The sequence below is a fragment of the uncultured Campylobacter sp. genome (assembly GCF_963517995.1).
GTDB lineage: Bacteria > Campylobacterota > Campylobacteria > Campylobacterales > Campylobacteraceae > Campylobacter_A.
Map to the genome: position 1 here is coordinate 1 of NZ_CAUQHQ010000020.1, position 23,639 is coordinate 23,639.

23 protein-coding genes are annotated in these 23,639 nt (G+C 48.4%); 10 read left to right on the forward strand and 13 right to left on the reverse strand.

Annotated elements, in window-relative coordinates:
- From RYL88_RS03600 to nrfH, 9 genes are all read right to left on the reverse strand, one after another.
- Positions 1-2,297 (reverse strand): chemotaxis protein CheW (locus RYL88_RS03600; protein ID WP_314989007.1); only part of this gene is annotated, 2,297 nt, incomplete at its 3' end.
- A gap of 10 nt (positions 2,298-2,307) precedes the next feature.
- A complete protein-coding gene (locus RYL88_RS03605; RefSeq protein WP_295144797.1) occupies positions 2,308-3,249 on the reverse strand; it encodes a chemotaxis protein in 942 nt (313 codons plus the stop codon).
- A 1-nt stretch (position 3,250) separates the two neighbouring features.
- The gene (locus tag RYL88_RS03610) at positions 3,251-3,991 is read right to left on the reverse strand and encodes a UDP-2,3-diacylglucosamine diphosphatase (RefSeq protein WP_314989009.1); all 741 of its coding nucleotides are present in this window, start codon (positions 3,989-3,991) and stop codon (positions 3,251-3,253) included.
- On the reverse strand, positions 3,984-4,310 hold the full coding sequence (locus tag RYL88_RS03615; RefSeq protein WP_314989011.1) for a hypothetical protein: 327 nt from the start codon (positions 4,308-4,310) through the stop codon (positions 3,984-3,986). Before RYL88_RS03615 ends, RYL88_RS03610 begins: the two co-directional genes overlap by 8 nt.
- Positions 4,310-4,798: a transcription elongation factor GreA gene (greA, locus tag RYL88_RS03620; RefSeq protein ID WP_314989012.1), complete on the reverse strand. Its 489-nt coding sequence runs from the start codon at positions 4,796-4,798 to the stop codon at positions 4,310-4,312. The genes RYL88_RS03615 and greA overlap by 1 nt, the downstream gene beginning before the upstream one ends.
- Positions 4,795-5,835 carry a lipid-A-disaccharide synthase gene (lpxB, locus tag RYL88_RS03625; protein WP_314989014.1) on the reverse strand — a complete coding sequence of 347 codons (1,041 nt, stop codon included), beginning with the start codon at positions 5,833-5,835 and terminating at the stop codon, positions 4,795-4,797. Before lpxB ends, greA begins: the two co-directional genes overlap by 4 nt.
- Entirely contained in the window at positions 5,832-6,287 is a 456-nt protein-coding gene (locus tag RYL88_RS03630; protein WP_297968807.1) for a lysozyme inhibitor LprI family protein, read from the reverse strand. The genes lpxB and RYL88_RS03630 overlap by 4 nt, the downstream gene beginning before the upstream one ends.
- A gap of 153 nt (positions 6,288-6,440) precedes the next feature.
- Positions 6,441-8,150 (reverse strand): ammonia-forming cytochrome c nitrite reductase subunit c552, encoded by a 1,710-nt coding sequence (locus tag RYL88_RS03635; protein WP_297968805.1) that lies wholly within the window; start codon positions 8,148-8,150, stop codon positions 6,441-6,443.
- 19 nt (positions 8,151-8,169) lie between these two features.
- Entirely contained in the window at positions 8,170-8,712 is a 543-nt protein-coding gene (gene nrfH / locus RYL88_RS03640; protein ID WP_314989018.1) for a cytochrome c nitrite reductase small subunit, read from the reverse strand.
- A gap of 364 nt (positions 8,713-9,076) precedes the next feature.
- On the opposite strand from nrfH, the gene surE reads away from it, so the two are divergent.
- From surE to RYL88_RS03690, 10 genes are all read left to right on the forward strand, one after another.
- Entirely contained in the window at positions 9,077-9,859 is a 783-nt protein-coding gene (gene surE, locus RYL88_RS03645) for a 5'/3'-nucleotidase SurE (protein WP_297967300.1), read from the forward strand.
- Complete coding sequence (locus RYL88_RS03650) at positions 9,856-10,521, forward strand: tRNA threonylcarbamoyladenosine dehydratase (protein WP_297967302.1); 666 nt, start codon at positions 9,856-9,858, stop codon at positions 10,519-10,521. Before surE ends, RYL88_RS03650 begins: the two co-directional genes overlap by 4 nt.
- Positions 10,522-10,585: 64 nt before the next feature.
- Positions 10,586-11,251, forward strand: coding sequence for a molybdenum cofactor guanylyltransferase (locus RYL88_RS03655; RefSeq protein WP_314989021.1), 666 nt, complete (start codon positions 10,586-10,588; stop codon positions 11,249-11,251).
- Positions 11,248-12,342, forward strand: a complete 1,095-nt coding sequence (locus RYL88_RS03660; RefSeq protein WP_314989023.1) for a phospholipase A — start codon at positions 11,248-11,250, stop codon at positions 12,340-12,342. The genes RYL88_RS03655 and RYL88_RS03660 overlap by 4 nt, the downstream gene beginning before the upstream one ends.
- A gap of 203 nt (positions 12,343-12,545) precedes the next feature.
- Entirely contained in the window at positions 12,546-13,415 is an 870-nt protein-coding gene (locus RYL88_RS03665; RefSeq protein ID WP_314989025.1) for a hypothetical protein, read from the forward strand.
- Between the two features lie 19 nt (positions 13,416-13,434).
- Positions 13,435-13,803 (forward strand): SMI1/KNR4 family protein, encoded by a 369-nt coding sequence (locus tag RYL88_RS03670; RefSeq protein ID WP_314989027.1) that lies wholly within the window; start codon positions 13,435-13,437, stop codon positions 13,801-13,803.
- 20 nt (positions 13,804-13,823) lie between these two features.
- Positions 13,824-14,024 (forward strand): hypothetical protein, encoded by a 201-nt coding sequence (locus tag RYL88_RS03675; RefSeq protein WP_314989029.1) that lies wholly within the window; start codon positions 13,824-13,826, stop codon positions 14,022-14,024.
- Between the two features lie 208 nt (positions 14,025-14,232).
- Positions 14,233-15,135, forward strand: a complete 903-nt coding sequence (gene menA / locus RYL88_RS03680; RefSeq protein WP_314989030.1) for a 1,4-dihydroxy-2-naphthoate octaprenyltransferase — start codon at positions 14,233-14,235, stop codon at positions 15,133-15,135.
- A 135-nt stretch (positions 15,136-15,270) separates the two neighbouring features.
- Entirely contained in the window at positions 15,271-15,840 is a 570-nt protein-coding gene (locus tag RYL88_RS03685; RefSeq protein WP_314989032.1) for a YceI family protein, read from the forward strand.
- A 164-nt stretch (positions 15,841-16,004) separates the two neighbouring features.
- Positions 16,005-16,148, forward strand: a complete 144-nt coding sequence (locus RYL88_RS03690) for a hypothetical protein (protein ID WP_314989034.1) — start codon at positions 16,005-16,007, stop codon at positions 16,146-16,148.
- Between the two features lie 82 nt (positions 16,149-16,230).
- Here the strand turns inward: RYL88_RS03690 and RYL88_RS03695 are convergent, their stop codons facing one another.
- The 4 genes from RYL88_RS03695 to polA all read right to left on the reverse strand — a co-directional run.
- Entirely contained in the window at positions 16,231-17,373 is a 1,143-nt protein-coding gene (locus RYL88_RS03695; protein ID WP_314070460.1) for a glycerate kinase, read from the reverse strand.
- 527 nt (positions 17,374-17,900) lie between these two features.
- Positions 17,901-19,271 (reverse strand): GntP family permease, encoded by a 1,371-nt coding sequence (locus tag RYL88_RS03700; RefSeq protein WP_314989037.1) that lies wholly within the window; start codon positions 19,269-19,271, stop codon positions 17,901-17,903.
- Between the two features lie 616 nt (positions 19,272-19,887).
- On the reverse strand, positions 19,888-21,048 hold the full coding sequence (locus RYL88_RS03705) for a sugar transporter (RefSeq protein ID WP_314989038.1): 1,161 nt from the start codon (positions 21,046-21,048) through the stop codon (positions 19,888-19,890).
- Positions 21,049-21,202: 154 nt separating this feature from the next.
- A partial coding sequence (gene polA, locus RYL88_RS03710) for a DNA polymerase I (protein ID WP_314989039.1) occupies positions 21,203-23,639 on the reverse strand: 2,437 nt, incomplete at its 5' end.

Consider the following 23,639-nt stretch of genomic DNA (forward strand, 5'->3'; position numbering starts at 1 on the left):
GTGATATACTCGGTCATTCCTACCTCCACGCCTCTTAGCCTGTCGGTCTTTGACGTCCTTGAAGTTACCGCTATTAGCGGCAAATTTCTATATTTTGAATACTTTCTAATTTCGCCCGCTAGAGTATAGCCGTCCATTCTTGGCATCTCGATATCTATTAGCATCGCATCAAGCGCATGTTCGCCCGATTTTACTATAGCTAGAGCCTCTACGCCGTTAGTGGCCTCGATAACCGTTACGCCAAGAGGGGCAAGCGATTTTTGCATTATGGTTCTATCCATCTTCGAGTCGTCTACGATTAGCACCTTATAATCGCTCGGTTTTTCTTTTACGCTCTTTGAGGCCTCTATACTAGCTTTTATGTCTACTTTTATATCTTTTGCCATCTCCATCATCATGCCCACGTCGATGATTAGCGTTACCCGGCCGTCGCCTCTTATCGTAGCGCCTGCGATTCCGGGGATGTTTTGTAGATAATCGCCCATTGATTTAATTACGATCTCTTCTTGTCCAACTAGGCTATCCACGATGATGCCTAGCTTTGCTTCCGCTACGCCGATAACGACCACATAGGTCTGATCTCCGCCGTCAAAGACCTGCTTGACGCCGAAAATGTCTGATAGCTTAACTAGCGAAAGCACTTCGTCGCGTAGTCTAAGCACGTTTTTGCCGTCGATCGTGTAGATATCGTCAATCGGCACTCGCACGGTCTCCAAGACGCTTGCTAGAGGGATAGCGAAAAATTCCTCCTGTGCGCCTACTAAAAGCGACTGGATAATGGCTAGCGTGAGCGGGATTTTTAGCTTCATCGTCGTACCCTTGCCCACTTCGCTTTCGATATCGATTATACCGTTTAGCTTTTCGATATTGGTCTTTACGACGTCCATTCCAACGCCGCGGCCGCTTACGTTAGTTACCTTTGCCGCGGTAGAAAATCCCGGCTTAAATATAAGCCCGAACGCCTCTTTATCGCTCATCGCATCGGCTTCGCGCTCGGTTATGATGCCTTTTTCGACCGATCTAGCCTTTAGCATCTCTGCGTCTAGCCCTTTACCGTCGTCGGTGATCTCGACTACGATATGATTGCCTTCGTTGTAGGCTTTTAGCTGGATGGTGCCTTTTTCGGGTTTGCCCGCAGCTAGTCTGGTTGCGCCGTCTTCGATACCGTGGTCGCACGAGTTTCTTATCATATGTACCAGTGGATCGCCGATTTGCTCGACGATGGATTTATCCAGTTCCGTCTCTTCGCCCGTGATCTCAAGGTCGATTTGCTTATTTAGCTCGCGGCTTAGATCGCGGATCATGCGAGGAAATTTATTAAACACCTTCGCGATAGGCAGCATCCTCGTTTTCATAACGGCTAACTGTATGTCGGTAGTTACCAGGCTTAGGCTGGATACGACTTGATTTAGCTCCTCAAGGAATTTCTCGCCCTCGTATCTCTCCTCGACATCGTCGTAAATTTTAAGCAATCTGTTTTTGCCAAGCACCAGCTCGCCGATAAGGTTCATCAAGTGATCTAGGCGCTTAACTTCGACGCGTATAGTTTGCTCGTCCGTACTTCCTCCGCCTCCAGTCGCGGGAACTTTTTTCTCCTCTTTTTTATCGGCGGGTTTTGCGGGAGCGGGTTTTGGAGCCGGAGCCGAATTTGAAGGAGCGGCAGCTTGCGGCGCGGCCGGTGCGGCTGGCTTTGGCGCTTCGCCTCCGGTTGCTTTTTGAGCGCGCCTTGCTTGATCCTCGGCTTTTCTTATTTTTAGCAACCTTTCTATCTCGGCTTCTACCTCGTCGTCGCTTAAATTTGACAAATTTTCATCGCTAACGGGTTCGGGTTCAGGCTCTTTTGGCGCCTCCGCTACCGGCTCAGGCTCTACTGGAGCCGGATTGCTAGCAGTAGCGCTCGGGGCTTCGCCTTCGGATATTGCGGTTAGTCTTTTGCAGATATCTTCTATATCGATGCCTACGTCCGTATCGTTACCGCTATCTCTGATGCCGTGCAGTAGTCCTTTCATCATATCCACGGACTCTAGCACCACGTCCATTATGTCCGGAGTTATCTTTAGCTCGTCGCGGCGGGCTTTGTTTAGTACGTCCTCCATGTGGTGGGTGAGCTTAGTAAGGATGTCGAAATTTAAAAAGCTCGATGATCCTTTAACCGTATGCGCGACGCGGAAAATTCTATTTAAAAGCTCTAAATCCTCGGGATTTGACTCAAGTTCTATGAGGTCATGGTCTATTTGCTCTACTAGTTCGAAGGCTTCGACTAGGAAGTCTTCCATTATTTCTTTCATATCGTCCATGATTTCCCCCTTATTTCTTGTGCGCCTCGATTACTCGAAGCACCTCGTTATAAAATAGCGTCGCATCAAATTTAGTCAGATACGCCGCAGCTCCCGCTTCCCTACTTTGAGCTTCGCTGTAGTCGTTGCTTAAAGACGAGTTAAATATAATAGGAATTCCCGCGTACCTAGGATCGTCTTTTATCGTCGAAGCAAATCGGTATCCATCCATCTGCGGCATCTCTATATCGCTTAATATAACCCTTAAAAAATTGCTTAGCTTGTCGCCGTACATCTCGTAAAGATCCTCCATCCTAGCAAGCCCCTCTACGCCGTCTTTTGCCTCTACTACTTTTAGCCCCATTTTTTCTAGCGTGTCTTTTACGAGCTTTCTAGCCGTCGAGCTGTCGTCCAAGACTAGAGCAAGACCGCTTAAAAGCTTGCTTTGATCGATTTCGACCTCTATTTTTGGACTATAGATGCCAAGCTCTTCGACTACGCTTTCAAGATCTAGTATGAGTAAAACCTCGTCGTTTTCGATACGAGTTACGCCCGTTATTTTACCTTTATCTAGCGTCCCGGCATTTGAAGCAAATGTCGCCGCCTCGATATCCGCCCAGCTTATACGCCTAATGCGTTTTGCCTCATGGACGATAAAACCTATCAAAATTTCGCTAAATTCGGCGATGATGACGCGAGGCTTGATCGCCGCATCTTTGGGCTCATTTATCTGCATCCATTTGGCTAAATTTATCACGGGTATCACGACCCCGCGTAAATCAAAAATCCCCTCGATATACTCGGGTACTCCGGGGAGTTCGGTTAAATTCGGCATTTTGATGATTTCGCGCACCTTTGCGACATTGACGCCGTATATGCCCTCATATACCTTGTCGCCTGATTGTTTAAAGATACGAAAATCAACAAGCTCCATCTCGTTTGAACCGGTTTTTAGTTCACCGTTGTTAAGCATTTTAAACCTTTACGCTCTTTCGAGCAAACTTGATATTTGGCGCGTATTCTACTATAAAATAGCTTTGCTCGCATGCAAAAGACGGCACGTTTACATATTTTTGAGAACCAAGCTCAAAAATATCTCCTTGATGATAGTGCCCCTCGATGACGATATCAGCCTTACAAAGGCCGTTATACCGATATACTTTAGCTTCGGCTAGCTCTTTAAAATTAGGGATTTTATAGTCTAAAATTTTTCGTTTAAGCTTATTTAAAATTCGTTTTGAGAGTCTAAAATTTAAAAATTTATCGAAAAAATTCATCGTCTTTAAAAAAATTTTGACGCGTAAAAATCTCAAAGCGTATTTTGAAACCAAAGGCAAAAATATATCTCCGTGCGCAATAAAAACGCATTTTTGGCATTTTGAAGCAAATTTAACCGGCTGCGCACCGATAGGATAGGTTTTGACGTTTTTAAAAAGCGGGGCGAGATTAAAATCGTGATTTCCCTCGAAATAATAAATTTCCGTTTTTTCGCTTATCTCGTTTATGACGTCGATATAAGGCTCGTAAAATTTGACGAAAAACTCGCACTGCGCGGCTAAAAAATCAAACATATCACCCATCAAAAACAGCTGCGGCGTCTTTATCTCGCCGCTTTTTAACGCGTATAAAAAGCGTAGGAAATTTTTACGGTTTTCGTTTTCGTGCGAGTCGGCGATAAATATCGCTCCCTCTTTTATAACGATTTGCTCAGGCATAAAATTTTGCTTTTTTAAGCGTTAAATTCGCAGCCGCAAACCTAAAGTCGCGCGAACTCGGTAGAGCAAATTTTGCTAAAGCTATTTTTAAAAATTTAGCGCTCGGCAAACCCGAGATTTTAAAACCGGCAGTCAAATTTAAAGGCGGTAAAATCTGCATCAAAGCAAATTTACTCGCTACCCCCGGTAGCGTAAATTTAACCGCAAGTTTGGCGGTATTTGCCCCATTTAGGGATTTTTTGTATAACCTAAAAACGGACGCAAATCTACTCGCCTTGTAGATAAATTTAAGGCTAAACGCTCGCGCAAACTCTCTCATCAGTCCTCAAATTTTATCGGTTTGTAGCTAACAGATACGATTTCTATGTCGCTTCTGCCGTTTGGCAAATTTAGCGCGACCTCGTCGCCCTCGCTCTTGCCGATTAGTTGTTTGGCTAGAGGCGAGTTTATCGAGATGAGACCGCGCTCTAGGTTGCTTTCAGGCGTACCGACTAGCGTGTAGGTCTTTTCTAGCTCGGTTTCTACGTCCATGATGACGACTGTTGAGCCAAATTTTACTTTATCGTGCTCGTACTGGGCGGGGTCGATTACCTTAGCGCGGCTTACGATGTCGCTAAGCTCGGCGATGCGGCTCTCGATAAACGCCTGCTTTTCGCGTGCGGCGTGGTATTCGGCATTTTCTTTTAGGTCGCCGTGACTGCGCGCGATGTCGATTTCTTCGACGATATTGGGCCTTTCGACCGTCTTTAGGTTTTTTAGTTCGTTCGTGATTTTTTCATACCCGAAAAGCGTCATAGGTTCGGTCATTTTTCATCCTTTTTAGTCGTTAAAATTTGCGCCACATTTGCGGCAGAGCCATGTTTTAAGTATCTTCGCAGCCTTTCGCAGCCAGCGATAAATTTCTTTTTATCGCAGCTCTCGTAGGCTTTTATGAGATTGCCGGGCGTTACTTCCTCTTGTAGCAGCTCCTCGTGCAGCGACTCTTCGCCCATAAAATCAAACATTATATTTGCAAGCCCGATGTGGCGCAGCTTCACAAACATCCGCGCGATCATTATATCGATTGCCTTTGCCTTATAAGCTAAAACAAACGGCGTACCCACGAGCGCGGCCTGTAGCGTCGCGGTACCTGAGCAGATGAAGGCAAACTCGCTTTGCAAAAGCGCGCGCGGCGCGTCCGTAACCACGCTAAAGTCGCTAACGTCGCCGTAAATTTGCATTTCGTTTACTAAAAAAGGCGGGACGACTAGCAGTTTTTCTTTATCTTTTATACGGCTTGCTACCTCGAGAAAAATCGGCATCAAACGCGAAATTTCAGCACGGCGGGATCCGGGCATAAAGGCAATCTTGTCGCTTTGCAAAAGCTCGTTTTTTCGTACTCGCAGCTCATCAAGCAGCGGGTGTCCGACGTAGCGCGATCGGTTGTAATACATCCCGTCAAAGGGCAAAATCGAAGCCAAATGATCGCAGTACGCCTCGACCTTCGCCACGCGTCCGGCCTTCCACGCCCATACCTGCGGCAAGATGTAGTAGGTTACGGGCGTTTTGATGCCCGCTTCTTTGATTGCCTTAGCTAGCGGCAGGTTAAAAGCTGGGCTGTCTATCACCAGCACGGCGTCGCACTCTGCGGCAAGGCGAGTCATCTCTTTTATGGCGCGTTTTGCCTTAAAATAAAGCGGCAAAACCTCCACAAAGCCCATCGCGGAAAACTCCGAGCTTGGCATAAAAGGTTCGCCCAATTTCTCGTCAAAAATGCCTTTTAGCTCGCACTCTGGCAGATGCTCTAAAACCTGCTCGAAGTGCAAATTTGCAGAAGCCTCCAAACAAGAGACGAGTAGCTTCACTGATTGCCCTCAAATTCGCTAGCTACGTACGCAAGCTCAGCCGCGCGCTCTTTAGTCATCTGCAAATAGCAATCGGCCGCATCTAGACGGTGAATCGTTCCTTGCGGAGGATAAAAAGCGCATTTGGCCTCTTTATAAGCGACCCATTTGCGCTGTATATCTTTTAGGATTTTTTTATTTTCGTCGTTTAGTACGCTCATAGCCTTTTTATAGTTTTCGTTTAAAATTTTATCTTGGACGGCGAATTCAGTATTTATACACCCTACCATACCGGCGGTAGAGCTATCTTTTTGCATGCATTCATCTACGCGTTCTTGCGATTCGTCCCTTTCTTCAAGATTCGTCTCTAAATTCGACGGCGAATTTGACGAAGGCTTTGTCTTTATCGCTAGTTCTTGCGCGCTAAAAACGAGGCTTGCCGCAAAAGCAGCAAAAATAAATTTTTTAAGCATATTTTACCCTTTAAATTTAACGGGAATTATCGCCTAAAACGGCTAAATAAACAATAAAATTTAAATTTATAAGAAAAATTCGGATTTTAAAATTTGAAAGGTAAATGCGTAAATTTAAAAAACCCAAAGCCCGCAGGCCTTGGGTTTTGGGGTTTATTTAAAATTTAGATTCTTAACGTCTTCGTCGGCTTTTTTCATAGCTTCGGTAGGCGCTACGCCGATAGGATATTTATGTCCTAAAGAAGCAGGCGCAGGAACCGGAGTAGCCTCTTGAGTTAGCTTAATGCTGATGCCATAAGGCGCAAGCTCGTTAACTAGCTCGGTTTGTCCTTGGCGAGCAAATTCTTTACATTGACCTAGGATTCTAGCCGACTCTTCGTCTCCGTGGAAGCCGTAGCTGTTTTCGCTAAATGCGAAGTCCCAGCGGATGTGAGTTTTGCGGTGCAAGTAAAGAGTCTTTTCAAGAGCCTTACTGATAGCTTCTTTTCTCTCTTTTTCATCGGCGATCGAAGCAAATTTTTCGTGCTTAGCTAGCTCGGCTCTGGCCGTTTTTACGTCTTGGATCAAAGAAAGTAGCGCGTTTTCGCAGTTTCTTAGCTCGTAAGCGTGGCGATTTTGTACGAATGAAATTCTATCTTTTAGCACTTGTTCGCTTTGCGGGTGGCAAGTTTTGCAAGCCGCATTTATATTGGCTAGAGGAGTTAAAATTTCGTGCTCAGTGATCTTTTGAGCGCCTTCGCGTTTATACGGCATGTGGCAGTCTGCGCACGTTACGCCGCTTCTTCCGTGGATGCCGGTCGAGCTTAGCTCGGCCTCTGAGTGCTGCATCTTGATGATTTTAGCGCCGGTATCTTTGTGGATGTAGTCAAATTTAAATCCGTCCTCTTTGGCTAACTGATCGTCATAGTATTGGTCGAAATTCTCGATCTTAAACGGCTCGTCTTTCTTCCAGAAATTCCAAGGGAAGGTTAAAACGGATTCTTTGCCTGCAGGATAGTATTCTACGTGGCACTGCATACAAACGTAGCTTCTCATCTCTTGTCTGGTGGCCTTTATACCGCTTTTTGCGTCGGCTTGGTAGCCTCTAGCGACCATTGCGTTCACGAATGCGGGTCTTGTAACTCTTAGACTCATATCATCCGGCGAGTGGCAGTCTGCACAGGTGCTACCTAAGTGCGAGCCGTGGATAGTTTCGCCGTGTTTAGCCGCGATTTTTTTCATGACGTCGAAATACGGGATAGAGTTCATCTTCGTCCACGCGGCTTTTCTCTTTTCGCCTTCCTCTTTAGGCATTACATCGAAAAACGGCATAGGCTTAGTCGCAGCAGACGTAGGATCGGCAGTTAGGTTATAATCGCCATCAACTTGAAGCGCGGTTAAATATCCGGTGTGGCAATTGACGCAATATCCTGGCTGACCCTTAAATGCAGGAAGCCCGTGAGCGTTTAGATACTCTTTATCGTTTCTTTTGGTTTCGATCTGATCTATCTGAGAGTAGTAGTGAGTTCTAGGTTTGCTGTAATCTACGCCGAATGCATAGCCGTTCCAAAACACCGTAGCCGCAGGCCAGCGAATAATCTTGCTATAAGGTAAATCTCCGCCGAAAGCCGTTTCTACAAATTCGCTTCCTTTTGGATTTGCGTCGCTTTTATGCTCCATTTTTTTGTAAGCATCGAGCTGATTTGGGAAATTTGCGCCCCATTTTTCAAAATCAGGCTCAAGCTCGCTTACTTTATTGAGCATTAGCGGATACATCTTTTCTTCGGCTTTTTTAGCGCCGATATCCGTAAAAAGCGCGAACATAGCCGCACCGAGTACGACAGCCACTAAGAAAGTAGCTACATACAACACTTTGTTTTTCATTTTATCCTCCTGTTAAATTTTAAAAGTTATGCGCATGTCCCGCTTCGCGGTGGCAAGATATACATCTTAAAGGCTCGTTAGAGTTGCCTTTATGCTCTTTGAGATTTTTATCAAACGGTTTTGCCGCTCCTATGGCGCGCGGGTCGATAACGTTTGAGACGTATTCTTTATGGCAGTCCATGCAGTTTTCCTGAACGACTCTTTTTGTTTTTTCGTTTGCGGTAAATGCGTAAGGATTGTCTTTAAAAGTAACGGCATACGCGTGTCCTAGGCCGCTTTGAGCCTTCATGATCCAATATCCTATAAAATCATGCGGCAAATGGCAGTCGTTACAGGTAGCGACGTTTTGGTGTCCGCCTCTTGACCAGCTTTCGTAGACTTGATTCATCACGTGACAGTTTTTACAGGCTGCAGGATCCGGACTAAAGTATGAAAATCCCTTGGCATAGTAAAAAGTGTATAGTCCGTGACCGATAACCACTCCAAACGATAGCAACAAAAGAATGACCCAGATGGATGCTTTTTTCTTCGTGTTTTCCATGACGGGCTTTCTAACCTCCATTATAAATTTAAATAAAACTTAACTTTATTTATTGGACGTATTTTATAATCTTAATACTTAAAGTTTGTTTTAAAATTTAACATAATAAAAATTAAATTTAAAGATTGGTTTTATATTACTTAAATATTATAATAAGCATTATCATTATTTGAGTTATTCAACTCCGTATTTTCTTTGTTATATAATATAATATATTTAATATCTTAATTATAAATTAAATTTTAGAGTTACAATTTTAAGTAAATATTGCGGATCTTATAAAAAATTTAATTTCAAATAAATAAAGCTATGATAAAATCCAAATCTAAATTTTACTCGGCAAAGCTCGCTAAATTTGAGTTCTTGCAACGTTTTAAGGATAAATTTGAAAGAAATTTTGATAACCAACGACGACGGGTTCGAGGCTAGCGGCTTGCACGCTTTAGCTAGCGCGCTGCGCAAACTACCGGACACGCGCGTCACGATAGTAGCCCCAAGCAGCGAAAAATCGGCTTGCGCGCACTCTCTTACGCTAACTAGGCCTCTTCGTTTCATCAAGCTTGACGACGATTTTTACAAACTTGACGACGCTACGCCCGCTGATTGCGTCTATCTCGCGCTTCACGCGCTTTATAAAAGGCCACCCAATCTAGTCGTGAGCGGCATAAACCACGGCGCCAACGTAGGCGAGGACATCACTTACTCGGGCACGTGCGGAGCGGCTATGGAGGGCGTTTTGCAAGGGATTCCAAGCATCGCGTTTTCGCAATTTTATAAGAGCGACGGTATCGAAAAAACAGGCTTTTTACTCGCCGAAGATATCGTTAAATTTATCGTTTCTCGCGTACTAAACGGCGAGATAGCGCTGCCGCCGCGCCAGTTTTTAAACGTAAATATCCCCGCCGTCTCGCCCCGCGAATTTAGAGGCTACCGCGTTGTGCCTGCGGGTAAACGCAGCTACGCCACGCACGCGATGCTTCACCGCAACCCGCGAGGCGTCGAGTATTATTGGCTCGGACAAGCCTCGAGCCTAGACTACGAGCAAAACGGCGAGTCCGATATCAGCGCGCTTAGCGACGGTTTTGCCTCGCTTACTCCCATTATGCTAGATATGACGGCGCACGCGAGTCTAGCCGCGCTAAAAACCGCCCTAAAGGATCAAATTTGAACGAAGAAATTTTAGAAAAACCGGACCGCTTTACGAGGTCTCGATGGCTATTAGGCGATGATTTTAAAAAGCTTCAAAAAGCAAATGTCCTAATCTGCGGCGTAGGCGGCGTAGGCGGCGTCTGCGCGGACGCGCTGGCTAGAACAGGCGTAGGCAAACTCACTCTCATAGATAAGGATGTTTTTGATATAACCAATCAAAACCGCCAAATTTACAGCGAAGCCGTCGGCGCGGTCAAAGTCGGCGAATTTGCCGCAAGATACGAGTGCGTGACGGCGCTGCAAGAGCTAATGACGCCGGAGTTTGTCGAGGATTTTGATTTTTCGCCCTTTGATCTTATTATCGACGCTATCGACGACGTGCCGGCTAAAGTCGCTCTCGCGCTAAAAACGCACGAAAAGTTAATTAGCTCTATGGGCGGCGCAAAGCGTCTCGATCCGACGCAGATCAAAGTCGCATCCATCTGGCAGACCTGCAACGACCCGTTTGCCAAGAAAATACGAGCCGAGCTTAAAAAAGCGGGGTTTAAAGGCAAATTTGACGTCGTGTTTTCGACCGAGCTACCAAAATGCGTGAAACTGGGCAGCTTTATGGGCGTGACGGCGTGCTTTGGGCTAAATTTAGCCGCGCTGGCGGTAAAAAAAATCATCGGCGGCAGATAACCGATAGCTTGCCTAGGCGAGCCGAATTTATGCTATCATAGCGCACTTAAAATCAAGGAAAAAAATGAAAACATGCGTCATCCTAGCCGGAGGCAAAAGCTCGCGAATGGGCCGCGACAAAACGTTGCTGCCTTTTGGCGGATTTGCGACGCTCACGCACTACGGAGCGCATAAATTCGGGCGGATTTTCGAGCGCGTATTCGTTAGCTCCAAATTCGACAAATTTAACCCGCCCCTGCCGCTCATCAAAGACATTAGCCTGGAGGAGTTCTCGCGCTTAAATTTGACCGAGGAAAGCGGCAAAGAGGGCGCAAAGGCAAGCTACGCTCAAATTTGCTCGCAAGATACGGTAAATTTGAGTCCAGACGCCTTTTCTCCGATGCTAGCGCTTTATAGTATCCTTAAGAGCTTCCCAAACGAAAGCGTCTTTATCGTCCCGGCCGACATGCCATTTGTTAGCGAAAGCTGCGTGCGCGAACTATATAAATTTACCGGCGAATACGATATGGTCATCGCTGCGGACGAGTCGCATACGCACTCGCTTTGCGGGTTTTTTAGCGGGAATTTAGCGAATGCCGCGGGCGAGCTTTTTGCCGCGGGCGAGCACAAGATCGGACTTTTGCGCGATCGCTGCCGTTGCAAGATCGTAAAGTTCGCAAACGCGGACGAGTTTTTTAACATCAACTACCAGGCTGATTATGAACAAGCCTTAAAAGAAGGAAAAATATGAAAAAAATTATCGTTTTACTGGCGATTTTGTTAAATTTAGCCGTAGCTGGCGAGACGGAAACGGCGAAGCAAAATTTAATCGGCCAGCCTGAAAATACGACTGAAAATTTAACCGAACCGACCGCTAAAGACGAAGCCAAGCGCCTATACGAAGCCGCCGCAAAGCTCGAATACGAAGGCGACAAAACGAGAGCCCTGCAGCTTTATAAACTAGCGGCTAAAAAGGCGATATTTACGGACGAGGACGGCGAAACGGCTGCCATGGAGCGCTCCGTGATCGCGCCCTCAGATAGCGTAGCGGACGCGCCGGTGGAGGAGCAAAAGATCGCCTCTAAAGAGCGTCCGAAAGCGAAATTTGAGAGCGGCGAGGCATACGACGTGGATGAAATTTTAGGCTTAAAAATGCACCACCTAAACTACCTCCTGCCGGCAACCTACGCATTTAACGACGTTGAGGGTAGGCGTAGATTTGAGACTGCATTTCAGATCAGCTTGCAAAAGCCGCTTTTTTACGACGTGTTTGATATGAACGAAACGATCTCGGCTGGCTACTCGCAAAGCTCGTGGTGGCAGACGGCCAAGGGCTCGACGCCGTTTCGCGAGACCAACTATCGCCCCGAGATTTTCGTGACCGTCCCGATGAGATTTGAGGCGCTACCGAGCCTTGATTACCTGCGCGCGGGGCTTTTGCACGAGAGTAACGGCCAGGGCGGCGAGAAGTCCCGCTCGTGGAACCGCGTCTATCTCGAGGCCAAGCTTTACGCCGGTAGCCTCGTCGTGATCCCGCGAGCGTGGGCGCGCATCCCTGAGAGCAAGGGCAGCGACGATAACCCAGACATCGAAAAATACCTCGGCAACATGGATATAAATTTCGCCCTGCCTTACCGCGGCCACATCTTTACGGCGATGGTGCGAAACAACCTGCATTTTGATAAAACAAACCGCGGCGCGGGAGAGCTTGGCTGGCTGTTTCCGTTTGGCAAGAGCGGCGTTTACGGCTACGTGAAGTACTTCACGGGATACGGCGAGAGTCTCATCGACTACAATCGCCACACCGATAAAGTCGGCATCGGCTTTGCGATTTTAAAATAAGGAGCTGCCGCGCCAAAGCGGCGCGACAAAATAAAAATCGCTACAAACGGCTAAAAGCGATAGGTCAAATTTGACTAGCAGGCAGTGTGCATAGCAAAGCACGAGAGTAAATTTTAAAAATTACAAACGCGGTGCGATCTCTAAATTTACGCAAGGTCGCTGCCGCAATGCAAGCGCAAAATTCGCCAAATTTAGGGAGTTGGATGAAAAATTTATTAAAGCTTTTTATCGTTTTGACCTGCGCGACCTCGCTACAAGCAGGCGGCAAATACGCGCCCCAGCAGCAAAAAGACGAGCTAATCGCAACCTATGAGATATTTTTTAAATACGACCTGCGCAACGGCGAAAAGGACGCTATCGGCAAAATACGCAACAGACTCTACCTCACCCGGCTAGATGCGAGCGGCGCGCAGCTAAATCGCTATGTCATCGACGAAGCGGACGAGAAGTACAAGCGCAAGATCCCGGACAACCCCTCCACAAAGTTAAAAATCTCGTTCATCGTCCGCAAAAGCGAGCGCTGGGTGCTACTCGAAGTCTATTCAAAAGAGCACCTAGACGAGCCTGCATTCATCGCCGAGAGATGCCTGTGGGGCAGACTAGAAAAGGAGCTACTAGAACTTTTCGACGCGGGCGAAGTGCTAAAACTATACCGAAAAACCAAACGCTTCGACGCAAATTTGGGCTTTTTTACCGAAAATAACATAGCCGAATACCGCAAAGACGGCAAACCGTCGTATAAGGAATTTATTAGCGTCCGAACGGGCAAAAAAGAAACGACTTTTGAAAAATACGACGACAGCGGACGCCTAAATAGTCGCACATACCAGCTAGGCGGCGACCCGCTGCTTTTTGAGTTTTTCTACCCGAGCGGCAAGCTAAAAAGCGTGATAGACCAGCGCCAAACGATCGGCAAACCACTAAACGAAGCAGTTAAAATACAAAAAGAATTTAACGAAAAGGGCGAGCTCGTAAAAGAGGTCGTAACCGACGCAAAAGCGGGCGCGGCGACTACGAAATTTTACGGCGAAAACGGCGAAATCATAAAAACCGAAACAAAAAATCTCAGATAAATCAGATGCGGACAAAGACATGTTTTTAGAGCTAGACCAAATCGCTCGCGAGCTAGACGAGATCTACCTGCCTCTGGAGCAAGAGGGCATAACGAGCATGAGACTACTAGCACAAAGCGATGCCGACGCGTTCGTGCGGGCGCTAGAAAATGCGCAAGAAACTCTCGGCGTCAAATTTCCGCTTGAGCTTTCGCGGCTAGTTTGTAAATTTGACTTCGGCGAATTTGAGGTTTGCAACGTACGCTTCGGCACCGACGGCGACTACGCTAGCGAGCTAGTGCGGCTAAACAGCACCGACGAATACGGCGGCAAGTGGTGGCGAGGCGAGGAGCGTCCTGCAAATTTGATAGTTTTTGCCGTGGGCGATCATCCGTGGATTTTTGCTTGATTGCGCAGACGGCGCGATTTATGCGCGGCTGCTTGGGGGCAAAGAGCTTTGCGGCAGGCGCGTTGCGAGCGATTTTGAGAGATTTTTTTAGAGCGCTTGCTAGTATCGATATCGCACGACTAAGCAAAAAGACCGTGCCTTGCGCAGAAGAAATCGCCAAATTCGTCCAGATTGACAACGATAAGGCGCTTGAGTTTTGGCGAGAAACAGCGGAAATTTGATAAATTTAAGCGCGTACGGCTTTGGCGGCAAATTTAACTAACTTCAAAACTCTAAATACAGCGATAATCGCTGCAAATTTTAACTCCGAATTTATAAAATTTACTCGCAATCCGGGTCAAATTTATATTATTTTTTGCATTCGGGTGCTAAATTTGAGCTCAAATTTGGCGTGGATTCGGCACTCAAAAAATCAAAAAAGGCAAAAAAATGATAACCGCAAAAGCTCTTTACGCATCCGCTCGCCTTAGATCGCTACCGCTTAGCGTCTCGGGCGTGTTGCTGGGCAGCGGCGCGGCATACGGCGCGGGCGTATTTAGAGCCGATATTTTCGCGCTGGCGCTGCTTACGACGCTGCTGTTTCAGGTTCTAAGCGACTATGCCAACGACTACGGCGACGCGGTAAAGGGCACCGACGACGATGGCAGGCTGGGGCCGCGCCGCGCGATACAAACGGGACAGATGAGCGCGGCCGAGATGAAGCGCGTCATCGTCGCTACGGCGCTACTTTCGGCATTTTCAAGCCTCGCGCTAAGCGTTTTGGCGTTTGGCGAGCGGTTTTATCTCGTGCTTCTATTTTTAGCGCTGGGCGGCGCGTCGATATATGCCGCGATCCGCTACACCGTAGGCGCCGGCGCATACGGCTACAAGGGGCTTGGCGACGTTTTCGTGTTTTTATTTTTCGGGTTACTTAGCGTACTGGGCTCGTATTTTTTATACGCGCGATCGCTTGATGCGGCGCTGCTGCTGCCTGCGTGCGCGTGCGGTATGCTAAGCACCGCCGTGCTAAATCTAAACAATATGCGCGACATCCAAAACGACGCGCTCAAGGGCAAGCGCACGGTCCCCGTCCGTATCGGACTGTGTGCGGCTAAGCGCTACCACTACGCGCTGATCGCGGGCGGAGCGGGCCTGATGCTCTGCTACTCGTTTTTACGCGGCGAGCCTGGCGTAAAACTACTCTACGTGGTTAGCTTTGCGCCGCTTGTTTGGCACCTATTTTTTATCTCGAAAGTTCGGGAGTGTCGCGACTTCGACGGACAGCTAAAGGTCGTCGCGCTCTGCACGTTTGCGATGTCGGCGCTGTTTTTCGTCGGGGAAATTTTGGGCTAAATTTAGCCTGATTTTTTATCGCACGATCTTAAAGCGGCAAGCCAAGTAACTCAAATTTTTCTCAAAATGTTGCGAAAAAGTTATATATTTACTTTTTTAAAATACACTTTCAAACCAAAATCGTAAGGAGTAAAAATGAAAAAACTAATCAAATTTTCGCTAGTCGCAGCGCTAGCAGCAAGCTTCGCAAACGCCGCAGTCTATGAGATCGACCCGGCGCACAGCAGCGTCGGCTTTAAGATCAAGCACCTAAGCATATCAAAAGTAAGCGGCAATTTCGGCAAATTTAACGCCGTAATCGACTATGACAAAAACACCAAGGAGCTAAAAGCGCTCGAGGCCACCATCGAGACCGCCTCGGTAAATACGCAAAACGAGAATCGCGACGAGCATCTGCGAAGCGCGGATTTTTTCGATGCGGCGAAATTCGACAAAATCACCTACAAAATGGTCAAATTTGAGAAAGAAAGCGACACGGAAGGCAAGGTCGTGGGTACGCTCACGATGCACGGCGTCACTAAGCCCGTGGTGCTAAAATTCGAGCTTGGCGGCTTTACTGCGGATAAAAACGGCAAGGAAAAAATCGGCTTTAGCCTAGAGGGCGAGACGAAACGCAAGCTCTTTGAGATCGGGCTAGATACCTCCGAGATCACGCTATCTGACAAAGTCGAGCTAGAGATAGAAGCCGAAGCGAAAGAAAAATAATCCCCAAAATAAGCCTAAAGCCTTTTTCGGGCTTTAGCTTGTTAAATTTTAGTTTAGCCTAGGTTTTTGTAAATTCGGTCGCGCATTACGACTCAGAGCGAAACCGCCGCGCTAAAAACTCAAATCCAAAATTTGATTTTACTAGATAAATTTACGGACTCGCAGTGACAAAGCATGATGTCAAATTTGAAAAATCCGCGAAAACCGCCGCGCCGAGCGGTAAAATGCAAAGCGCCGCGCTAAAATTTAAAATCCGTAGATCTCCGCACAAAAGACGAATTTACTACAAAACCCCTCGCTCAAGCTAGCTAATCATACAAAGCAAACAAAAAAACTCAAGCCGGCAAACCGATAAATTCGCCGGCCCCGTCGCCGCAACAAAGCGTAAATTTACCCCTTACGCCCTAGCAAATATAGCCTCAATGCCTGCTGGGCTGTCATTTTGAGATTGCGCGTCGCGGTTTGCTTATCCATCGCCTCTTCTAGGCTCACAGGCTCGTTTAATACGCTAAAAAACGCATCGATGCCGTTCTCGTTACAGCCGCCCGCGCACGGCGACACGCTACCGGCTAGCGCGATGACGGGTTTGCCGTATTTTTTGGCGATCTTCGCCACTCCGGTCGGTGTCTTGCCCATCGAGCTTTGAAAGTCCAGTCGCCCTTCGCCGGTGATGATTAGATCGGCGTTTTTCACGTCCTCTTCGAGGCGGATTTCCTCCATGATGATGTCGATGCCGGGCTTTAGTTTGGCGTTTAGGTAGCTCACAAACCCGTACCCTAGCCCGCCTGCCGCGCCCGCGCCCTTGAAGTTCCAAAATTCGCTTGAAAAGTGCTCGCTCGTCGCACTCGCAAAGCTGATAAGCCCAGCGTCTAGATCCTTTACCATCTGCTCGTCCGCGCCCTTTTGCGGGCCGTAGACGTAGGCCGCGCCGTTTTTGCCAAAGAGTGGGTTATCCACGTCGCAAGCCACGAGGAATTCGCACTCTTGCAGCTCGGGCACTACGTTTTTGTTTGAGATTTTCGTGATTTTTATGAGGTTTTCGCCTTTGCCCTCGAGCAGCTCGCCGTTTTCGTCAAAAAACTCGTATCCCAGCGCGCTTAGCATACCCGTGCCCGCGTCGTTCGTCGCGCTGCCGCCGATACCGACGATAAATTTACGCGCACCCTTGCCAATAGCATGCAAAATCATCTGCCCAAAGCCGTAAGTGCTCGTTTTCATCGGATTTCGGCGCTCTTTTTCCACCAGCATGAGCCCGCTAGAAGACGCCATCTCAAGGATACCCAGCTCGCCTGCTAGCGCGTATCTGGCGGGGATCTTTTCGCCGAGAGGATTTTGCACGATGACATCGATAAACTCGCCATCTAACGCGTCCGCTAGCGCCACCACGCTACCCTCGCCGCCGTCCGCGATGGGCTTAACCGTCACCTCATCTATCTCACCGGCTAAAGCTTCGATACCCTCTTTTACGGCGTTGCCGGCCTCGAGGGAGCTGAGGGAGCCCTTAAATGAGTCGATTGCTATTAATACTTTCATCTATTTTCCTTTTTTGTTAGCGGCTCGTCTTTTTCCTTTATACTTCGTTAGAAATTTCGCCGAAGCTCGGTTGCATACTATATGTATGCGCCCTCGCTCGACTCATTTCCGCCTAGTCTAAAGAAAAAATACTTCGCCTTAAATTTTACGGTCAGATTTTATCAAATTTAGTTTTAAATTGCGAGCCAAATTTAGCTTCATTGTCAATTTAAAAACGCGCGGCGCATTAGCGCCAGACAAACCTGCACGCAGTGCAGCAACCTCTCACGTCGTAGGGGTTGGGGGATTGTTAAGGGGGAAGGGAGCTCTTTTGCTTCAGCTACGCTTCGCAACTGCAAAGCAGAGCGTAATTCAAGCCCCTTCCCCCTTAACAAAAAAGCTTAGCACGTAATGCCAAATTTTACTAAATCAAAATTCAGCATTTTCAAGATGCGGGTCTGGGCGGACAAATTTGAAAATTTACCGTTCATACCGTAAAGAGTGCAGTCTCGTCACGCCAAAACCGCACTCAAATTTAGCCGTCAAATTTACAGTAAAATCAGCGACGCTACCCAAACGCTCGCCATACCCACGATACCCATTATAAATGTAAGCATCGTCTGGGTCTTGTAGCCCTGCTCCGGCGACATCTTGCTAAAGTTCGTAACGACCCAGAAGTAGCTATCGTTAGCGTGCGAAACCGTCATCGCGCCCGCAGCAATCGCCATTACAGTTAGCACCGCACCCATCTCGCTAGTTAGCCCCAGCGCGCTCATCATCGAGCCGCTATCGGTGAAAAGCCCCATGATAGAGGCTGTCGTCGTAAGCGCCACGGTCGAGCTACCTTGAGCGGTCTTGATGATAGCAGAGATAACAAACGGGAAAAATATACCCACGGTACCGATGAGATGGGCGTTTGCCTTCATAAACTCTACAAAGCCCGCTTTAGCGATGACGTTACCTAGCACGCCGCCCGCAGCCGTGATGAAAAGGATCGGTCCGACGATCTTTAGCGTTTCGTTGGTCATTAAGTTAAATTCGCCCAGCTTGCCCGTTTTAGCCAGCAAGATAACGGCAAACAGCACGCCCACGCCAAGCGCGATGATCGGGTTGCCCAAAAATAAAACGAAATTCGCAAACGAGCCTTTTAGCTTTAGTATCGAGACGACCGAACCCAGCGCCATCAGTAAAATCGGCATAAAAATCGGCGCCAAGCTCAAAAACGCGCAAGGCAGCTTGCCGTGCTCTTTGATGATCTCGTCGTAGCTCTTACTCACGTCTGTGAGATCCTCCTTTAGGCTCACTTTTGCGCCGACAGTCTTAGCAAAAATATAGCCCGCGATGAGAACCGGTATCGAAACTACCGCGCCCACGGCGATGACTAGCAGCAGGTTGTGCCCCACGCCCACGAGTCCGGCGGCCGCTATGGGGCCCGGCGTCGGCGGTATAAATACGTGCGAGGTGTATAGACCGCACGAGAGCGCGACGGCCATAGCTACGGGGTTGGCGCCGATCTTTTCCTTTATCGCGCGGCGGATCGGATCTAGCACGACAAAGCCGCTATCGCAAAAGACCGGGATACCCACGATCCAGCCCATGATGAGCATGGCTAGCTCGGGGCGCTTGTCGCCTACGCAGCGCACGACCATATCGGCTAGCTTTAGCGCCGCGCCCGTCTTTTCCAGCGCCATACCGATGAGCGCGCCCAGGATAATGACGATGCCTATGCTTTTAAATATCCCGCTAAATCCCTCTCCGATGATCGCGGGAACCTTGACCAAGTCGATACCCGCGACGACGGCTAGGGCGAGCGAGACGAGCATGATCGCTATAAAGGGGTGAACCCCGAACTTAGAAATCAGCACGATCATAACGGCGACCGCGATGACGAAGCAGACGATGAGAGCAATACCGCTCATAACAGCTCCTTTCGGATAAATTTTACCTAGCTCAATATTACCGAAATTTGTTTTTAAAATATCTAAATTAGATTTGAAACTTTAGTTTCATTTTATAATGTGTGTAAATTCGGCAGATTAGCGGTCTCGTTTTTAGCTAGTTTTAACCCGTAAGCGCGCAAGCAGAGCGATCTTCTCTCAGGCCTTTGCTTTGCTCGCAGCGACGAATGCTAAATTTAGGTTTTGCGGCGATTTTGCCGATTTGGCTAGATTTAGCCTTTTCTAGCCGCCTTAAACCCGGATCTTTACGGCGCAAACGAAAAATATAATTACGCGGTTTTGGCTGAAATTTTACCGCGGGTCGGGTTTATAAAGTAGCTAAATTTTGGCGGCTAGCGCTTTAATTTCTTGCACGCTGTCGCTAAATTTTAAGGGGCTTTGGGCGGATAGTGCGGGTGCGGATGATCAATAAAGCAGGCAGCGGGGCTAAGCGCGAGGTTAAATTTTATCTACAAAATTTAACTAATCGCGAGGGATAAATTTTAAAAATTTAGACCCGCAAAGTCGCTGTTTTAAAGTGCCGACTAAAAGCGCGCACTAATCTCGCCGAAGCTCTTTCGCGAATTTAGTCTACGCGCTATTTCTCCGCAAATTTCACGCTTGCGTAGAGGTAGCTTGCAAGCCCTAGCGCGCCCAGTATCGCGCCCGCCTCGCCTATGTGCCAAAGCCCGAATCTCGTTGCGACTTGATGTCCCAAAAGCGCTCCGCCGCCGATGCCTACGTTATAAATCGCCGAGTAGATCGATATCGCGACATCGGTAGCATCCGGAGCCAGCGCCAAAACCCTAATCTGCAAACAAAGCCCGAAGCCGAAAATCCCCACTCCCCAGACGAAAGCTGCAAGCAGCAGCGCTACGTCATTTGCGACAAAAGCTTTTAACGTCAGCACCGAGGCTAGGATAAAAAGGATTGAGCAGATCAAAAAGGCGTTTGGAAAAGAGCGGTAAAGCTTTGAAAAAAGCACGCTTGCGGCGATTCCCGAAGCGCCGAATGCAAGCAGAACGTAGGTTACGAAGTGATCGCCTGCGGGATTAAATTTCGCTACGAAGGGCTCGACATAGCTGTAGGTCGTAAAATGCGCGCCTACGATCAAAAGCGTGAGCAGATACAAAGCAAGCAGCATAGGGCGCTTTGCTAGCATCGGCAAGCTCGCAAGAGAGCCCGCGCGGCGGCTTGGCAAAAACGGTAAAATTTTCCAAAGAAACAGCGCCTCCGCCGCCGCAAGCGCGCCGATTGCAAAAAACGTAATTCTCCAGCCGAAAAGCTCGCCGACCATGCGCCCCAAAGGAAGCCCCAAAACCATCGCTAGCGAAGTGCCCAAAGCCAGCATACCGATGGCCTGCGAGCCTTTGTTTATCGGCGCTAGGCGCACGACGAGTGATGAGGTGATCGACCAAAAGATCGCGTGCGAAATCGCGATGCCAAGGCGCGCGATTACCAAAACGGCAAAATTCCACGCAATACCGGCCAGGACGTGGCTTAGCGTAAATAGCACAAAAAGCCGCAAAAGCAGCCTCTTGCGTTCGAGCTTCGAGGTTAGCAGCATCAGCGGCAGCGAAAGGATGCTCACCGCCCACGCGTAGATCGTGATGATTAGCCCCGTGCTCGTAACGTCCATGCTAAAATCCACCGCGATGTCGCTTAACAGCGCCACGGGGATAAATTCAGTCGTGTTAAAAATAAAGGCGGCAAACGCTAGCAAGGCAACTCTCGCGTAGGCGATTTTATGAACGTTCATAAATTTTCTCTTTCCAGCTTTTTAGATTTAGGTTTTGCCCTTGATTTTGGGCTAAATTTACGTTCAAGCAAGGTTTTAGCGACCGATTTTATCTTAAATTTATCCGCAAACCGCAAGCGTTTAAGATTATGCGGCTAGCTCAAAGCCTAAAATTTTATTTCAACTCCCCCCAATCCTTCGCCGCGTTTAGGCTCGTTTTTAGCGGTACGTTTAGTTTGTAAATTTCTTGCATTATCTTTTGCGCCGCCGCGCCAAACTCATCGGCATAGTCGTCTCGCACCTCGAAAATCAGCTCGTCGTGTATCTGCAAAAGCATCCTAGCGCGTTCGTCTAAAAGCGGGCGGATTTTTACCATCGCCATTTTGATGATATCCGCAGCCGAGCCCTGAAATATCGTATTTACCGCCTCGCGCTCGTACATCGCCGTTTGCATCGGCGTCGCGGTAGTAAAGTCAAACAGCCGCTTCCTACCAAGCAGCGTGCGCACGAAGCCCTCGTTTTTGGCCGCGGTTTTTATCCCTTCTAAAAAGCCCTTTATCGTAGGGAAAGCTTTAAAATAGCGCTCGATATACTCCTTTGCCTCGGCGCGCGTGATACTTACTTGATTTGCCAACTTGCTCGAGCCCATGCCGTAGATGAGACCGAAATTTATACTCTTGGCCACCGCGCGGTTTTGCCCCTCGGCGCTGCCAAATATACTAATCGCCGTGCGTGCGTGGATATCCTCGTCGTTTGCAAACGCCCGCAAAAGCGCCTCGTCGCGGCTAAAATGCGCGAGCAGGCGCAGCTCGATCTGGCTGTAATCAAGCCCCACGAAGCTAAAGCCGCTTTTTGCCTCAAAGCAGCCTCGCACGTCTTTTGCCAGCGTGCCGCGAGCCGGGATATTTTGCAAATTTGGATTTTTAGACGAGAGCCTGCCCGTGCTCGTTCCCGTCTGGATAAAGTTCGTGTATATCCTGCTGTTAGCGTCTTTTTTGGCTAAATTTAGCAGCGGTTCGCAGTAGGTGCTTTGTAGCTTGTATAGCTCGCGGTACTCTAGCAGCTTAGGTATGACCGGATGCTCCTCTATAAGCTCTGCTAGCACGGTCTCGTCGGTGCTGTAGCCGGTTTTTGTCTTTTTCTTTACGGGTAGTTTTAGGTGCTCAAACAGCACTTCTCCTAGCTGTTTAACGGAGTTTATATTAAAATTTTCGCCCGTTAGCTCGTAAATTTCGGCTGTCGAGGCTTTGATCTTAGCGTCGTTTTTTAGGATCAAATTTTGCATTTTCTCGCGGTTTATCGCTATGCCCTCGCGCTCCATATCAAAAAGCGTGAGGATAAAAGGAAACTCGTGCGTATCTGCAAGCGCGAGCAGCCCCGGATCGAGCAAATTTAAAAAGCTTTTGTAAAATTTCAGCGTTATCCACGCGTCTTCGCTCGCGTATTTTGCGGCGTTTTCTAGCGCCACGGACGCGAAGGTCTCGCCGCGCTTTACCACGTCTTCAAATTTGATCGTGTCGTAGTCGTAGAGCCGCTTGGCTAGCGCGTCCATACCCACGCTAGATCCCGGATCCATGAGCCACGCCAGTATCATCGTGTCTTTAAAATTTACGGGCGGCTCGATCCCTAAATTTCGCTTTACGACCTTAAAATCGTACTTTAAATTTTGCCCGATCACGCAGCCTTTGTAAATTTGCGAGATCGCCCAAGCGGCGAATTTCTCGCTTACTTGCTTTGGCACACCCAGATACTCGTGCGCCACGGGCACGTAGTAGGCCTCCTCCTCGTTAAAGCAAAAACTAAAGCCCACCAGGCGGGCGTTTTGCGTATCGACGTCCGTGGTCTCGGTGTCAAAGGCCACGAGCGTGTCCGCGTCTATATTTGCCAGCAGTCGCTCGATCTCGCCCTCGTCCGTTAAAAGCCGCGCGTTAAAGCCGAGCTTAAATTCCGAGTTTTCGCCCGCATTTTGGCTATTTTGCAGCGCTTTTAAAAGGCGGTTGAGATCGTATTCGCGAAGGACGTCCGCCACCTTTACGAGCGGATTTTGTTCGGGAAATTTCGCCTTTTCAAAATCTATCGCATCGGTCGCGTCGTCAAATAGCGAGGTTAGGCGCTTGCTTAAAAACGCGCTCTCTCGGCCTTCTGCCAGCATGCCGCGGATACGTTCGTTTCGCACCAGCGGCAGGTTTTCGTAGATGCCTTCTAAGCTACCGAATTCGCCCAAAAGCTTTTTCGCGCCGACCGCGCCGATGCCTTTTACGCCCGGGATATTATCCGAACTATCACCGGCGATAGCGAGAAAATCGCGAATTTGAGCGGGCAAAACGCCGTATTTTTCAGCGCAGCTAGCGCTGTCGTGATCGATCTTGCTTTGCGGGCTATAAATGCTTACCTTGCCGTCTTCGATGAGCTGATAGAGGTCTTTATCGTGCGTCACTATGCGTACGAATATACCCCGCTGCTTGCACTCTTTTACGACGCTAGCGATGATGTCGTCGGCCTCGTAGCCCTCCTTGCTCACGGCGGCTAGACCCATTTTTTCTATCATTTCGATGCAAACGGGCAGCTGCTCTTTCAGCGCGGCGGGCGGCTCGGAGCGGTTGGCTTTATAC